The organism is Collinsella tanakaei (assembly GCF_030373545.1).
Taxonomy (GTDB): domain Bacteria; phylum Actinomycetota; class Coriobacteriia; order Coriobacteriales; family Coriobacteriaceae; genus Collinsella; species Collinsella tanakaei_C.
Genome location: NZ_JAUDCO010000008.1, coordinates 64,652 through 80,304 on the forward strand (window position 1 = coordinate 64,652; position 15,653 = coordinate 80,304).

The 15,653-nt window shown below is 65.9% G+C and carries 11 protein-coding genes; 4 read left to right on the top strand and 7 right to left on the bottom strand.

Going from position 1 to position 15,653, the window contains the following annotated elements:
* Window positions 1–132: 132 nt before the first annotated feature.
* The 3 genes from lgt to QUW00_RS07720 form a co-directional block, all read right to left on the bottom strand.
* Window positions 133–951, bottom strand: coding sequence for a prolipoprotein diacylglyceryl transferase (lgt, locus tag QUW00_RS07710; protein WP_289613803.1), 819 nt, complete (start codon window positions 949–951; stop codon window positions 133–135).
* Between the two features lie 171 nt (window positions 952–1,122).
* Window positions 1,123–1,404, bottom strand: coding sequence for a NifU family protein (locus QUW00_RS07715; protein WP_289613804.1), 282 nt, complete (start codon window positions 1,402–1,404; stop codon window positions 1,123–1,125).
* A 447-nt stretch (window positions 1,405–1,851) separates the two neighbouring features.
* Window positions 1,852–3,534, bottom strand: coding sequence for an OPT/YSL family transporter (locus QUW00_RS07720; protein ID WP_289613805.1), 1,683 nt, complete (start codon window positions 3,532–3,534; stop codon window positions 1,852–1,854).
* 149 nt (window positions 3,535–3,683) lie between these two features.
* Between QUW00_RS07720 and QUW00_RS07725 the strand changes: the two genes are divergently transcribed.
* The gene (locus tag QUW00_RS07725; protein ID WP_289613806.1) at window positions 3,684–4,469 is read left to right on the top strand and encodes a type III pantothenate kinase; all 786 of its coding nucleotides are present in this window, start codon (window positions 3,684–3,686) and stop codon (window positions 4,467–4,469) included.
* 105 nt (window positions 4,470–4,574) lie between these two features.
* Here QUW00_RS07725 and QUW00_RS07730 read toward each other — a convergent pair whose 3' ends face one another.
* Together QUW00_RS07730 and QUW00_RS07735 are read right to left on the bottom strand one after the other, a co-directional pair.
* Complete coding sequence (locus QUW00_RS07730; RefSeq protein WP_289613807.1) at window positions 4,575–9,194, bottom strand: 2-hydroxyacyl-CoA dehydratase; 4,620 nt, start codon at window positions 9,192–9,194, stop codon at window positions 4,575–4,577.
* Between the two features lie 2 nt (window positions 9,195–9,196).
* Window positions 9,197–9,883, bottom strand: coding sequence for a TetR/AcrR family transcriptional regulator (locus QUW00_RS07735; RefSeq protein WP_289613808.1), 687 nt, complete (start codon window positions 9,881–9,883; stop codon window positions 9,197–9,199).
* A gap of 240 nt (window positions 9,884–10,123) precedes the next feature.
* On the opposite strand from QUW00_RS07735, the gene amrA reads away from it, so the two are divergent.
* Together amrA and amrS are read left to right on the top strand one after the other, a co-directional pair.
* Window positions 10,124–11,578, top strand: a complete 1,455-nt coding sequence (amrA, locus tag QUW00_RS07740; RefSeq protein WP_289613809.1) for an AmmeMemoRadiSam system protein A — start codon at window positions 10,124–10,126, stop codon at window positions 11,576–11,578.
* 48 nt (window positions 11,579–11,626) lie between these two features.
* Complete coding sequence (gene amrS, locus QUW00_RS07745) at window positions 11,627–12,490, top strand: AmmeMemoRadiSam system radical SAM enzyme (RefSeq protein ID WP_289613810.1); 864 nt, start codon at window positions 11,627–11,629, stop codon at window positions 12,488–12,490.
* Between the two features lie 85 nt (window positions 12,491–12,575).
* On the opposite strand, the gene QUW00_RS07750 is transcribed toward amrS, so the two are convergent.
* Window positions 12,576–13,433, bottom strand: a complete 858-nt coding sequence (locus QUW00_RS07750) for an HAD hydrolase family protein (RefSeq protein WP_289613811.1) — start codon at window positions 13,431–13,433, stop codon at window positions 12,576–12,578.
* A gap of 159 nt (window positions 13,434–13,592) precedes the next feature.
* Complete coding sequence (locus QUW00_RS07755; RefSeq protein WP_289613812.1) at window positions 13,593–14,405, bottom strand: ZIP family metal transporter; 813 nt, start codon at window positions 14,403–14,405, stop codon at window positions 13,593–13,595.
* A 326-nt stretch (window positions 14,406–14,731) separates the two neighbouring features.
* Here QUW00_RS07755 and QUW00_RS07760 point away from each other — a divergent pair, with 326 nt between their 5' ends.
* Window positions 14,732–15,646 carry a LysR family transcriptional regulator gene (locus QUW00_RS07760; RefSeq protein ID WP_289613813.1) on the top strand — a complete coding sequence of 305 codons (915 nt, stop codon included), beginning with the start codon at window positions 14,732–14,734 and terminating at the stop codon, window positions 15,644–15,646.
* Window positions 15,647–15,653 lie beyond the last annotated feature (7 nt).

Consider the following 15,653-nt stretch of genomic DNA (forward strand, 5'->3'; position numbering starts at 1 on the left):
GGTCATCCCCCGACACGAACGCGTAAATTGAGGTCGAACGTCTTTTCACGCGCGTTGGCACACACCGCATCCGCATCTTCGGTACCCGTTCGCGTCCCGCACGGACACCTCACTCGCTTTTTCTTGAAACCCTCACTCCCCGATATAGGCCCGCTGCGGCCTGTTGGCACGATGCGCATACACGATCAGGCCGATGCCTGCGACCACAAGGGGCAGGCTCAGAAGCTGGCCCATGGTGATGACGCCGCCGAACAGATAGCCGAGCTGCGCGTCGGGTACGCGCACGAACTCGACGAGGATGCGCGCCACGCCGTACCACGCCACGAACACGCCCATGAACGTTCCCTGGGGCGGAACCGGCGTGCGACGGGAGAGCACCTGCATGATGCAGAACAGCACCACGCCCTCGAGCAGCGCCTCGTACAGCTGCGAGGGATGCCGTGCGACATCTCCCCCGCTCTCGAACACAACGCCCCACGGCAGGTCGGTGGGCTTGCCCCACAGCTCGCCGTTCACGAAGTTGGCGCAGCGCCCCAAAAACAGCGCCGCGGGCGCGCCGATGACGGCGAGGTCAGCCAGAGTCCATGCGGACAGGCGATACATACGGCAGACCGCGACGCCGCCGAGGATGCCGCCGACCAACCCGCCGTGAAAGCTCATGCCCCCGTGGTTGAGCGCCAAGATCTCGGCAGGATGCTCGAAATAGTAGCCCGCACCGTAGAACAGGATGTAGAAAAGACGCGCGCCGACAAGAAGGCCGAACACCACGCCCGTGACGACGGTCACCAGGTCCTCGAGAGCCAGGTTCAGGCCCCAGCGGCGCTGGGTGCGATGCATGACGACCGCGGTCAGTATGGCGCCGACGATATAGGCGAGCCCATACCAGTAGATGGTGATGGGGCCGAACGAGAATGCGATGGGATTCAGGCTATGGTAAAGCTCGTTGAGCATGGCAGTTCCTTGCTGGTTGCGCGCCCGCGGCTATCCGAGCCAGCGGGTGCCCCGCACGCGGAACGGGGGCACCGCAGGCAGACCGCCGTGCCCCTTCGGGGTAACGGGCGCCTATACAAACGATGCGGCCGCTCACGCGGCCGCATGCGAAATCGTACTGGGAGCCCGCTCTTAGAACGGGGCGTACTCGTCGTACAGGTCGGACATATTGCCGCCCATATCGTTGACGGCGACGACGCTCGTGACGCCGGGCACGTGCTCCTTCAGGATGCGCTCGATACCCATGGACAGGGTGAGCTGGCTCATCGGGCAGCCGGCGCAATGCCCGGTCAGCTCGAGCGAGACGACGCCGTTCTCGTCGACGCCGTGATACTCCATATCGCCGCCATCGGCCTGCAGGTTGGGACGAATCTCCTCAAGAACGGCAAGCAGCAGCTTCTCGTTTACGGCCACTGGGGCTCCTTCCTTTGCGATCGAGCGGACGATGCAGTTGCGTCCGCAGGTAGATGCTATGGTACTACAAGCTGATACCCATCTGCAGCAAGGCGATACCGCAGCACCGAAATCATCGCGACCCGACGAAAATCAGGCTCGCAGGAGCCCTTGGCGCGCCTGCGTCGGCACGCCCGCTCGTTCGTGAACGCCGATGTGGTCACGAGGGTACGATTCCTGTCGTTTCGGGCGCCCGGAAACCTTCTCCGGACGGCGCTCGGGGCCGTTCGGGGCCGCATAATCCCACCCACACGTGCGTGCAGCGCGATCGACCTGCGCTTTTTGCACGCGCGCATGATGACGGCGCGCGAGCGGGGCGACCGGGAACGCTTTTGGGGGGCTTCAATTGACAGGAATCGTGCTCTCGTGACCACCGACGGCGAAACGAACTTCACATCGGCCGCGCGGCTAACCCAAAAGGCCTGTCACCACGGTCGCAAACGCCACGATGACGCCCACGATGGACTCGCCGCCGAGCACGCCCGATGCCACGACCACGCCGGATTCCTCCGCAGCGTCGGCATCCAAGCCGCGCGCCGCGCAGATCCGGTCGTAGACCCAGCGGACCACGGCACCGAGCACGGTCGAAATGGACATGTAGAACGGCAGGTACACGCCAAGGCCGAGCATCATCGAGGGAATGCCCGCAACGTAGAGCACCGCGCCCGCAAGCAGCCCGATTGCAAAGCCCGGCACGCTTGGAATGCCCGAGACCATGGTCGCCACCACGTTGGCCTGCGCCGACACGAACAGCGCATCGGTGCCGAACGCATCGGGCCCGTAGGCCGTCACGAGCGCGATCATGACCGCCACGGCGACGAACGTGCCGAGCACCGCACCGATCGCCTGACCGAACCACATGGAGCGCGGGCTCGTGCCAATGATCTGGCCGGTCTTGAAATCGCTCATGACATCGCCGGCCAAGCCGCAGGCCACAGCGATAACGCCCGCCACGAAGAACAGCTGCACCTGCGTGGCCTGCGAGAACGCCGCCACGAACAGCAGCACGATAAGCCCGAAGATCTCCATGGGGTCGATACCGGACTGGCCCACGGACTGCGCGCTCATGACAGCCGTCACGAAGGCGAGCAGCACGACGACCACGGCGACCACGGGGCCGAGACCGAGGGCGAAGCACACGATGAGGGCCGCGGCGGCGGCCATGAGCGCCAGCACGCCGGCATCGTAGCGCGAGATGAAGCGGGAGACGAAGCCCGGCGCCACATCGGCGCGCGCATCGTCGCGACGGACGCTCGCGCGGCTGCGCATGCGGCGCAGCATCGGCATCGCGATGTCGCGGATGACCACGCCCGCGCCGGAACCCATCATGAGGCCCATGCCGAGGCTGCTCACGATGCCCTGCGCCGTCGTCATGTCCCACAGGCCGATGGCACTGCCGCCCGCCACGATACCGAACCAGCCCAGCACGGCGCCGATCGCCCAGTAGATGATGGAACGACGGCCGGCAAGAAAGCCCACAGCCCAGCGCATCGGCGAGTTCTGAATGCCGAAGGCCACGCCCGGCACCGGCAGCTGCAGCACCAGCGACGGCACGAGGCCGAGCACGTCGCGCACCACGCACCACAGACCGGCTACCGCCATGGAGCCGAACAGCTTGCGCCCGGTCGAGCCGCCGTCCCGACTGGCGAGCAGGGTCTCGGCCGCAGCGGTGCCGATGGGGTACTCGAGGTCGGATTCCTCCACGAAATGCCGCTGGATGAGCGCCGTGCACACGAGGCCGAGCAGTGTGCCGGCCATCGCCACGGCAAGCATCTCGACCCAGCTCACCTGGTCGGTCATGCCGAGCATCCAGATGCCGGGAATCGTGAAAGCGAGGCCGCCGGCAACCATGGAACCGGCGGACATGATGACCTGGGTGATATTCGCTTCGTTGAGACTTGTCTTGCCCACCGCGCGCAAAAGCACGAGCGCGGTGATGGAGGTAAAGATGGTCGGCCACGGCAGGGAGCCCATCTTAAGGGCGGTGTACACCGAAGACGCCGTGATGATGACGCAGCCGACGCAGCCGATCAGGATGCCGGCTGCCGACAGCTGCCCGCGCAGACCCGCGCGGTCGCTCGTAGAGCTCATGTTGTTCTCCCTCGTATATCCGCTTCCCCTCGAACCGGGAAGTCGGGTTACGTATCGGACGCTCGCATTATACAATGTGAAATTACGTCTGATGTATTTTCACGCGACGTTTTTACACGCGGCAAGGTTATGTCACGCAGGAGGATGATATGGTGCGGGTTCTGACCGTGGACGTGGGGAACACCACCACGCGTTTCGGGCTGTTCGCCGTCGAGGCCGCCGCCGAGCCCCAGCCGCTCGGATCCTGCGAGTTCACCACCCAGCAGCCGCTCACCTGCGACGAGGCGCGCATCCAGGTGCGCCAAGCGCTCACGCTGCTCCCCGAGCACGCCGTGGACGGGGCCATTCTTTCGTGCGTCGTGCCCACCCTCACCGATGCATGGCGCCAGGCGCTCGCCGCCTCGTGCAGAAGTCGGCCTCTCGTGGTCGGCCCCGGCCTCAAGACCGGCGTGCGGATGCGCTACGACGATCCCTCCGAGGTGGGACCCGACCGTATCGCCGACGTGGTCGCCGCGCGGGCGACGCACGGCGCGCCGGCAGTCGTGGTCGACCTGGGCACGACGACCAACTTCGAGATCATCGATAATGAGGGAGCGTTCGCCGGCGGCATCATCGCCCCGGGGGTCGCCCTCGGAGCGCGCTCGCTCGCGCAGGCGGCCGCACGCCTGCCCATGATCGAGCTGCGGGCGCCGACCCGCGTCATCGGCCGCAACACCCGCGCGGCCATGCAGTCGGGCGTGGTCTTCGGCGAGGTCGCGCGCATCGACGGCCTGCTCGACGGTGCCATCGCCGAGGCGGGGCTCGCCGATCCGGCCATCATCGTGACCGGCGAGGGGGCCGGAGCCATCGCCGCCCTGCTGCGCCATGACGCCGTGGTCGACGACGCACTCACCCTGCGCGGCCTCGCCCTGCTCTGGGCGGCGAACCGAAAATAGCGGGAAAAAGACGCCTGTCCCCATTTTCCCATCAACATGCACATGAAAAAGCGCCCCGCCGGATACGGACCCGGCAGGGCGCAACTGGGAAAAAGGTGCCTGTCCCTATTTTCCCATCAGTCGGTCGGCCACAGCGGCGACGGCCTCGTCGCTCACCGCGCCGCAGGCGGTGCAGGAGCCCGAGGCGCCCTCGTCATCGCCGTGGTGCGGACGGAACTTGGAATCGACGGCGTCCATCTCGAGCGGCTTGATGTGCTCCATCGTGAAGCCCTTGCCGGCGCGCATGTTCTCCTTGGCGACCGAGATCATGAGCTTGATGCGGTTCAGCTGGTTGACCTCGGACGCACCCGGATCGTAGTCGACGGCCACGATGTTGCTCTCGGGATGCAGGCGACGCAGCTCCTTGATCACGGCCTTGCCCACCACGTGGTTGGGTAGGCACGCGAAGGGCTGCGTGCAGATGATGTTGGGCGCGCCGTGGTCGATGAGGTCGAGCATCTCGGCCGTAAGCAGCCAGCCCTCACCCATGTTGTTGCACAGCGACAGCACCGTGGTGGCCTTCTCGGCCATGACGGAGATGGGCTCGGGGCGCTCGAAGCGCAGCGACTTCTCGAGCAGATCGTCGACCGGCTTGCGCATCCAGTCCACCGCGGCGATGGCGGCATCCATGGCCGCACGCGATGCCGCGGAGCTGCCGAGCTCGTTTTTCTGAACCTTGGCGTTGCTCATGGAGTACAGGAAGAAGTCGAGCAGGCCCGGGACCACGGCCTCGCAGCCCTCGTTCTCGATGACCTCGACCACGTGGTTGTTCGCGGTGGGATGGAACTTGACGAGAATCTCGCCGACCACGCCCACGCGCGGCTTGGTGCCCTCGTCCACAAGCGGCATGGTGTCGAACGCCTGGATGGCCTCGCGCGAGAGCTTGGTGAAGCTGCGGCGCGTGAACTTGGGCGCAAGCTCGCGGGCGCGTGCCATGTACTCCTCGAACAGCGCGTTGGCAGCACCCGGCGTGGCCTCGTAGGGACGGCAGCGGTAGAGCATCTGCATCATCACGTCGCCGAACAGCACGCAGTACACCGCGGCCTTGAGCAGACCGGGCGACAGCTTAAAGCCGGGGTTGGACTCGTCGAGCTTGACGGCGGCCAGGCTGATCACGGGGATCTCGGGATGGCCGGACTCACGCAGCGCCTTGCGGATGAGCGCGATGTAGTTGGTGGCTCGGCAGCCGCCGCCGGTCTGCGAGATGATGACCGCGGTCTTGGACAGGTCGTAGCGACCGCTCTCGATGGCCTCCATGATCTGGCCGGTCACGAGGATCGACGGATAGCAGATGTCGTTGTTGACGTACTTGAGGCCGGCCTCGACCGCACCGCGGTCGGTGGAGGGCAAAAGCTCGAAGTTGTAGCCGCCCGCCTTCATGACCTCCTTCACCAAATCGAAGTGGATCGGCGCCATCTGCGGACACAGGATGGTGTAGCCCGCATCTCGCATCTCCTCGGTGAAGGGGACCTTCTCAAACGCAGCGGAGTTGGCGCGGCGCTGCGCGGACAGCGCGTACTTATGCGTGGAGAACGCCGGGGCGTCAGCGCTCGGCGCCACGGGCGCGGCGTCGCCGGGCTCGTAGGACTCGCCGGCAGCGGCGGCCGCGGCGGCGCGCTCGGCCTCCTGGTCCTTGAGGGCGGCCATGAGCGAGCGGACGCGGATGCGCGCTGCACCGAGGTTCGACACCTCGTCGATCTTGAGCACGGTGTAGATCTTGCCGGAGCCCTCGAGGATCTCCTGCACCTGGTCGGTGGTGAGCGCGTCCAGGCCGCAGCCGAAGGAGTTCAGCTGGATGAGGTCGAGGTCGTTGCGCAGGGTCACGAGCTTGGCCGCGCGGTACAGGCGGCTGTGGAACATCCACTGGTCCACGACGCGAATGGGCCGGTCGGGCTTCACCAGGTGCGCAACGGAGTCCTCGGTGAGCACCGCGAAGCCGAAGCTCGAGATGAGCTCGGGCAGGGCGTGGTTGATCTCGGGATCGTTGTGATAGGGACGGCCGGCGAGCACGATGCCGTGGCCGCCGTGCTCCTCGATCCAGTGGATGGCCTCCTCGCCCATGGTCTGGATCTGCTCGTGGAAGGCGGCGTCGGCCTCGTAGGCGGCGTTCACCGCGGCGTCGATCTCGGAGCGGGTGATCTTGGACCCACGCACGCGGCCGCGGCCGGCCTCGGCATCGGCGACGCGCTCGACGGCGATGAGGTCGTACAGGCGGCGCTTGAGCTCGATCTTGTCGTGGTACGGCACGAACGGATACATGAACTCAACGTTCTTCGCCGCGATGTCGTCGATGTTCAGGCCGAGGGCCGTGGGGTAGCTCATGACGATGGGGCAGTTGTAGCAGTTGCCCGCCGCCTCGTCCTCCTTGCGCTCCCAGCGGATGCAGGGCATCCAGATGAAATCGACGTCCTTGTCGATAAGGTTCATGATGTGGCCGTGGGAGAGCTTGGCCGGATAGCACACCGACTCCGAGGGCATGGACTCGATGCCCGCCTCGTAGACCTTCTTGCTCGAGTTGTCCGACAGCACCACGCGGAAGCCCAGCTTGGTGAAGAACGTATGCCAGAACGGATAGTTCTCGTACATGTTGAGTGCGCGGGGGATGCCCACGGTGCCACGCGGGGCGCTGTCCTCGTCGAGCACGGGGCGGTCGAACAGCAGCTCGTTTTTGCGGGCGAACAGGTTCGGGGCCTCGGTCTTGGTCTTCTTGTGGCCCGCGCCCTTCTCGCAGCGGTTGCCGGTGATGAAGCGACGGCCGCCGCCGAAGTCGTTGATGGTGAGCTGGCAGTTGTTGGAGCAGCGGCCGCAACGGGCATGCTTCTGCGTGACGGTGAGGGTCGCGATCTCGTCGGCCGTGAGGATGGTCGAGACGCCCGCCTCGCCCGCGCGGTCGCGCGCCAGCAGGGCCGCGCCGTAGGCGCCCATGCAGCCGGCGATGTCGGGACGGATGGCGTCAACACCGGTGAGCTGCTCGAAGGCGCGCAGGGTGGCGTCGGACATGAAGGTGCCGCCCTGGACGATGACCTTGGTGCCGATCTCAGACGGGTCGCGCAGTTTGATGACCTTGAACAGGGCGTTCTTGATGACCGAATAGGACAGGCCGGCGGCGATGTCGCCCACCGTCGCGCCCTCTTTCTGCGCCTGCTTGACGCGGGAGTTCATGAACACCGTGCAGCGGCTGCCCAGATCGACGGGGTTCGCGGCGGCGATGGCCTCCTTCGCGAACTCCACGACGTCCATGTTCATGGATACCGCGAAGCTCTCGATGAAGCTGCCGCAGCCCGAGGAGCACGCCTCGTTGAGCATGATGTGCTCGATGACGCCGTCGCGCACGCGCAGGCACTTCATGTCCTGGCCGCCGATGTCCAAAATGAACTCGACACCCGGCAGGAAGGCCTTGGCGCCACGCAGGTGCGCCACGGTCTCGATCTCGCCGGAGTCGGCCTTGAGCGCCTCGATGAGCAGGGCTTCGCCGTAGCCGGTCGTGGTCACATGGCCGATCGTGCAGCCGGCCGGAATGTGGGCGTAGAAGTCGGCCATGATGGTCTTGGCCGTGCCCAGGATGTCGCCGTTGTTGTTGCCGTACCAGGTGTGCAGCAGCTGGCCGTCCTCGCCGACCATGGCCGCCTTCATCGTGGTGGAGCCGGCGTCGATGCCGATGAACACGCGATGGCCGGTATAGCTCGCGGCGTCGCCCTTGGGGACGACCTCGCGGTCGTGGCGTTCCTTGAAGGCGCGGTAGGCCTCCTTGTCGGCAAACAGCGGCTCCAGGCGCGCGACCTCGGAACCCTGCGTGTCGCCGAGCGCATCGATGGCGTCGATGAGCCCGGGGAACGTGGAGAGCTTGTTGGACTCGTGCGCCATGGCCGCGCCGCTCGCCACGAACAGGTGGGCGTTGTCGGGCACGATGCGGTGCGCCTCGTCGAGCTCGAGCGTGATGTAGAAGCGACGACGCAGCTCGGAGAGGTACTGCAGCGGGCCGCCGAGGAACGCGACGTTGCCGCGGATGGGGCGACCGCAGGCGAGACCCGAGATGGTCTGGGTCACGACGGCCTGGAAGATGGAGGCCGCGACGTCCTCGGGGCGCGCGCCCTCGTTCAGCAGCGGCTGGACGTCGGTCTTGGCAAACACGCCGCAGCGGCTCGCAATCGGATAGATGGTGGTGGCGCCCTTCGCGAGCTCGTTCAAACCCGAGGCATCGGTGTGCAGCAGCGTCGCCATCTGGTCGATAAAGGCACCCGTGCCGCCGGCGCACGTGCCGTTCATGCGCTGCTCGATGCCCTGGTCGAAGTAGATGATCTTGGCATCCTCGCCGCCCAGCTCGATGGCCACGTCCGTGGCGGGGATGAGGGTCTCGACGGCGCGCTTGCTCGCAATGACCTCCTGGACGAACTCCAGACCGAGCCACTGCGAGAGCAAAAGGCCGCCCGAACCGGTGATGGCGCAGGTCATGGGCGTATCGCCGAGCACGCCGGCCGCGCCGACGAACAGGTCGCGCGCGCAGGCGCGGACGTCGGTGTGATGGCGCTGGTACTTGGCATAGACGATACCGTTGTCGTCGTTCAGGACGGCGAGCTTGACCGTGGTCGATCCCACGTCGATACCCAGGTGCAGCGTTCCGGTCGCGGCGTCGGGGTTCCAGATGGCGCCCTCGGGCACCACGCCGTGCTTGATCTCGTCGCTCATGGTCAGTTCCCCTCGTTGTCGAGTTGCAGATTCAAAAGCTTCATGCCGTATGCGGGCACGTTGATATCGATGGGCTTGCCGTACAGGTCGCCCGGGCGCACGAAGGCGATGACCGTCATGATGCGCGCCATGGTCTCAGGGCTCTCGCGCAGACCGTTTTCGAACCAGCGCTGCACCACGCCCACCTCGGCGGTGACGACGTAGCTCAGGTAGTAATCGAAAAACGCGCCGAGCGCCCCCGGGAAGATACCGGTCTGCATGCGATCGGCGACCGCGGCGCGCGCGAGGTCGATGAGCTTCTTGATGAAGGCGGGGTCTCCGCCGGGCCCGAGCAGCGAACCGATGAGCTCGCTGTTGTCGCGCAGGTAGCACAAAAGCTCGACCGAGCCGGGCGCCGGCTCGAGCTCGTCGATGTTGCGGTAGAGATCGGCCAGCGTCGCCGCGCCGATGCGCTCGATGCGATCGCGGATCTCGTGCAGCAGCGTCGTCTCGACCTGCTCGACGAAATCAGGGATGTCCTTGTAGTGGGTGTAGAACGTGCGCCGCGTGAGGCCCGCGCGGTCGGTGAGCGACGCGACGGTGATGCGCGAGAGGTCCTCGCCCGCGCCGAGCTGCTCGGTCAGCGCGCCGATGAGCGCGTGCTGCGAGCGGCGCGAGCGGCGGTCGCACTTGTAGTCGGCCTGAGCCATGCAGTCCTTTCGGTTGCAATTTCACTCAGTGTGCATTATTGCACACCGTGTGCACGAATAATCACCGCCCACGGCCTCTGCACAACCGACAAGATGGCGACAAGATGGTGCCAGGTTCAAGCTTGTCGCGACAAGAAGGGGCCGGGTTCAATCTTGTCGCGCGGCCCTGTCCCGTCGATTGTCACGCCCGGGTGCGAAGTGGGCATACTGGGGATATGCTTCGCATAAGGAGATGATCGCATGTCCATCCTTGCCGCCTTCGCCGTTCCACATCCGCCGCTGATCGTGCCCGGCGTGGGAGGTGGTCGCGAGGCGGGTATCCAGGCCACCGTCGACGCCTACCGCGAGGTCGCCCGTCGCATCGCCGACCTCGCACCCGAGACCATCGTGATCTCGAGTCCGCACGCAACGTGCTACCTCGACTACCTGCACATCTCGGGCGGCGAGGGCGCACAAGGGACGTTCTCCCAGTTCGGTGACCGCGCCGACGGAAGCCGCGTGCACTACGACCGCGAATTCGTCGACACCCTCTGCCAGATGGCGGATGAGGAGGGCCTTTCTGCGGGAACGGCCGGCGAGCGCGTCCCTGACCTCGATTGGGGTGTACTGGTCCCGTTGCATTTCGTGCAGGAGGAGTACGAGCGCCGCCGCGCCTCAGGAGACGCGCCGGGGACCTACCGCGTCGTGCGCATCGGCATATCCGGGCTCTCCCCGCTCGACCACTATCGCCTGGGCAAGCTGGTGCAGCGCGCTGCCGACGACCTCGACCGCCGCTGCGTCTACATCGCCTCGGGCGACCTTTCGCACAAGCTTGCCGAGGACGGGCCGTACGGGTTTGCGGCAGACGGCCCCGTGTTCGACGACTACGTCTGCGACGCGTTTGCCGCCGGCGACTTCCTCGCCCTGCTCACCGCCGATCCGGGCATGTGCGAGCGCGCCGCCGAGTGCGGCCTGCGCTCGTTCCAGATCATGGCGGGCGCGCTCGACCGCACGGCGGTGCACGCCGAGCTGCTCTCGCATGAGGGACCCTTCGGCGTGGGGTACGGCATCACCGCGTTCACGCCCGCAGGCGCCGTCGGATCCGACGAATCGCGCGCGATCGACGAGCAATACGCAACGTGGCGCGCCGACGACATGGCGCGTCGCAAGGCGGCGGAAAGCCCGTGGGTGCGCCTCGCCCGTTTCTCGCTCGAGTCCTACGTGCGCGAGGGGCGGCGCATCGATCCCGCGCACGATCTGCCGGACGACCTTGCCGCGTCTCTTCCCGACGAACTGTTTTCCACTGCGGCCGGTGCCTTCGTCTCGCTCAAGAAGGACGGCCAGCTGCGCGGCTGCATCGGGACCATCCTGCCCACACGCGACACGCTTGCTGCCGAGATCTGCGCGAACGCCGTCTCGGCGGGCTGTCGCGACCCGCGCTTCGACCCCGTGGATGCCGACGAACTGGACGAACTCGTCTACGATGTCGACGTGCTGTCGGCACCCGAGCCCATCGACGGACCCGACAAGCTTGATCCCGCGCGCTATGGCGTAATCGTGAGCGCGAGTCGCGGACGGCGCGGGCTGTTGCTTCCCGACCTCGACGGCGTGGACACCGTCGAGGAACAGCTGCGCATCGCAGCGCGCAAGGGCGGCATCAACCTGGACGAACCCAGCGTCACCCTGGAGCGCTTCACTGTCACCCGCCATCTGTAGCGGGAAAAAGGTGCCTGTCCCTATTTTCCCACTGTGTTTGGAGGCGTTATGAGTACGACATGCACCGCGTGCCCGCGGCGCGGCCGGCTCGCTCCCGGGCAGCTCGGATTCTGCCGGGCGCGCCGGGCGGGCGACGGGGTCATCACCGCCGAGAACTACGGCCGCGTGACTTCGCTTGCCCTCGATCCCATCGAGAAGAAGCCGCTTGCGCGCTTCATGCCGGGCGCCTTCGTGGTATCGGTCGGCAGCTACGGCTGCAACCTGCGCTGCCCGTTTTGCCAAAATGCCGACATCTCGCAGGCGGGCGCCGACAACGTGCCGTGGCGCGAAATCTCGCCGCAAGAGCTCGTCGACCTCACGCTCGATGCGCGCTCGCACGATCCACGCGTCGCAGGCATCGCCTACACCTACAACGAGCCGCTCATCGGCTGGGAGTACGTGCGCGACTGCGCGCGCCTCGCACACGAGCACGGTCTCGTGAACGTACTCGTGTCCAACGGCTGCGCCGAGGCGCGCGTCATCGACGAACTCGCCGGTCTCATCGATGCGGCGAACATCGACCTCAAGGGCTTCACGGACGCGTTTTACGACGCCTGCGGCGGCGCCCCCGGCTCCCTCGCCTGCGTCAAGGGCACGATTGCGCGCCTGGCAGCGGATCCCACCTGCCACCTGGAGGTCACCACGCTCGTCGTGCCCGACATGAACGACACGGACGACGAGATCGATGCCGCGGCGCGTTGGCTCGCCTCGCTCGACGGCGGGCGCGGACGCGGGACCATCACCTATCACGTGACGCGGTTCTTCCCGCGCTGGCGCCTGATCGACCGTGAGCCGACACCCGTGGAGTCCGTGTACCACTTGGCAGACGTCGCCCGGCGGCACCTCGAGCACGTCTTCACCGGCAACTGCTAGGCGACAAGATTGAACCCGGCCACATCTTGTCGCCAGATGGCACCGGGCACCAACCGACAAGGTTGAACCCGGTACCGTCTTGTCGCTACTCGATGATGGTATGCGAGGAGCCGCGGTGCCGCTCGCGCACGGTGGCGACCATGTGGCGCGGGACCGCGTGAAAGGCGCAGCGGCCGATGACGTTCCCCGCGGCGCGCTTGGCGGCAGCGCTCCCGTTGGCCGTGGCGTAAGCGTGCTCGAAGCGCTCGAGCATGGCGATGTCGTTGCCGCCGTCGCCGTAGACCGCGACCTCGTCCTCACGAACGCCGAGGTGGCGCGCGAGCCACGCGATCGAGGCGCCCTTGTTGACGGCGGGGTCGGTCATCTCGAACATCACCGGTGAGAAGGGGGCGTTCACCACCAGATCGGCGTGCTCGGCGATGAACGCCTTGAGCTCCGCGGCAAGCCCCGCATCGGCAACGCGACAGTTGACCTTGCAGATCTCGTGTTCAAGGATCTGCGCGAGCGGCACGTTGAATTGGATGCTTTGGGCCTGCAGGCGCCGCATGCCGCGCAACGCGACGCGTCGCCACGGAGGATCGGCGGCGAATCCCGCCTCGCGCAGCTCGGCCGATGCGCTCGCGAACATTCCATCGAGCGAGATGCACTCAAAGCAGATGCCCGGAAAGGCAGGAATCAGCAGCTCGAGCAGCTCGGGGCGAACCGTGAACGTCTTGAGCACCCCGGTCCGGCCCGCGATGATGGCGCCGTTTGCCCCGCAGACCTCGACCGGCAGGTCACCGAAGCCTATCTCGGAGCCGGATAGCAAGGTGCGCCCCGTCGCGAGCACCACGTGCGCCCCGGCATCGGTGACCTCGCGGATCGCATCGGTGATCGTGCGGTCGACCTTGTGGAACGCGTTGAGCAGCGTCCCGTCCAGATCGCTGGCGAACAGCTTGATCACGAATACCTTCCAATCAACGGAAGCGCGGGAAAATGGGGGCAGGCACCATTTTCCCACAGGCGACAAGTTTGAACCTGGCACCATCTTGTCACGCCTGATGTGCGGCGACCGGCCGAATGAGGGGCGAGGTCGGGCGTCTCAGCAAGTCGCGGAGGCGGATTACCCTAACGCGACGTCGAGGACCATCATGATCACGAAGCCGGCGATGACCCCGAACGTCCCGACGTTGGAATGCTCACCCAGATGCGCCTCGGGAATGAGCTCCTCGACCACCACGTAGATCATCGCGCCGGCGGCAAACGACAGCAGCCACGGCATGAACGGCTGGATCCAGCCGGACACGAGCACGACCAGGATGCCGAAGATCGGCTCCACGATACCCGACAGACTACCCATGGCAAACGCCCGCCGACGGGAAAGCCCCTCGCGCGCGAGCGGCAGCGAGACCGCCGCGCCTTCGGGGAAGTTCTGCAGACCGATGCCCACGGCGAGCGCGACGGCCATACCCAGGTAAGCATCGCCCGCCGCACCGGCGTTTTGCGCCGCCATCGCGAACAGCAGGCCAACGCTCATGCCCTCCGGGATGTTGTGCAGGGTCACGGCGGACACGAGCAGCGTCGTGCGCTTCCAGTCGCTCGGCACGCCCTCGGGCTTGTCCGCCCCGGCATGCAGGTGCGGCAGCAGCGAATCGAGCAGCACCAAGAAGGCGACACCGAGCAAGAAGCCGCCCGCCGCCGGGATCCACCCGATCTGCCCGAGCTCCTCGGCCTGCTCGATGGCGGGATTGAGCAGCGACCACACGGACGCGGCGATCATCACGCCGGCGGCGAATCCCAAGAAGATATGATGCATGAGCTTGCGCTCGCTGCGGAAGAAGAACACCACGGCTGACCCGGCGCTCGTCATGAGCCATGTGAATCCGCACCCGATGGCTGCCCACGCGAGCGCGCGCATCATTTCGGCATCAATCATCCCGACCTCCTCCAGTATCCATCGCACACCGCGAACACCTCCCGGACGCACGGAACGGCGTTGCGGATCCGTATCGGCAACATGTCAAGATGGTACCCATCGAACGGTCGGACCGATGCGTATCTCCGAATATCGCCGACGTTTTCGGCACTTCGAATGCGTCCACCATCGATCTGCTCTTTTCCACCCCCTTACCGGTGGGCGGCCAACTTCTACGTGTGGTTGAATACCCGCAAAACGGCTAGCCGAACAGCGTGCATTCATCATATTGTTACCATGTATGACCAGACGGATAATCCGTCGCACATTCGAAACACACGGTGATCATGGATATACGACAGATTCGATACTTCGTGTTCGCACTGGAGGGCGGGTCGCTTTCCGCTGCGGCGAAGCGTAGGTTCGTGACGGTGCAGGCCGTCTCCAGGGCCATCTCCGAGCTCGAAAGCGAGCTCGGCGCCCGCCTGCTCGTCCGCGGCAACCACGGCGTCAAACCCACGGCGATCGGTCAGGGCTTCTACGATCACGCGCGCAAAGCGCTCGCCGCCTTTGACGAACTCGACGACTTCGCCCGCTGCTTCCCCACGGACAAAGATCCCGACACCATGCTCGTCGCCCTGTGCTCCCCCGAGTTCGCCAACCGCCAGAGCTTCATCACCAACCTCGAGAAGTTCACGAGCGCGCACCTCAAGATGAAGGTGAGCATCATCGTGACCGGCGGCCGCGAGGCCATCGAGGCGCTCCACCGCGGCGAGATCGACGTCGCCTGCACGCTCGGCGAGTACACGAGCCCCGACACCGATATGTTCAAGATCGGCAGCCTACCGACCGGCATCGCCGTCGCCAAGACCAACCCCTTGGCGCGCAAGGGCGTCGTGACGCTCGAGGACATGCGCCCCTATCCGGTGGTTTGGTCCGAGACCTACGACGAGTTCAACCGCTCTATCCACGTGATGTACCGTGAGCGCGGCCTCAAGTCGCCCAAAGCCACGTTCACGCCCGAGACACCCGGCAACGAGATCGACGCCTTCTTCACCGAGCGAAACGGCGTCGCCTTCGCCGCCTACCTACCGTTCCCGCAGATCGTGCAGGACTACATGACGCTCGTGAGCATCGACCCCTCGCAGACGGTCAAAATCCCCTTGTGCCTCATCACCCTCAAGTCGCACAAGACCGACGCCTACCTCAAGTTCGAACGCAGCGCCGGCTTCATGTTCCGCGGGGGTGGCTTCCTCAAGTGATGTGAAA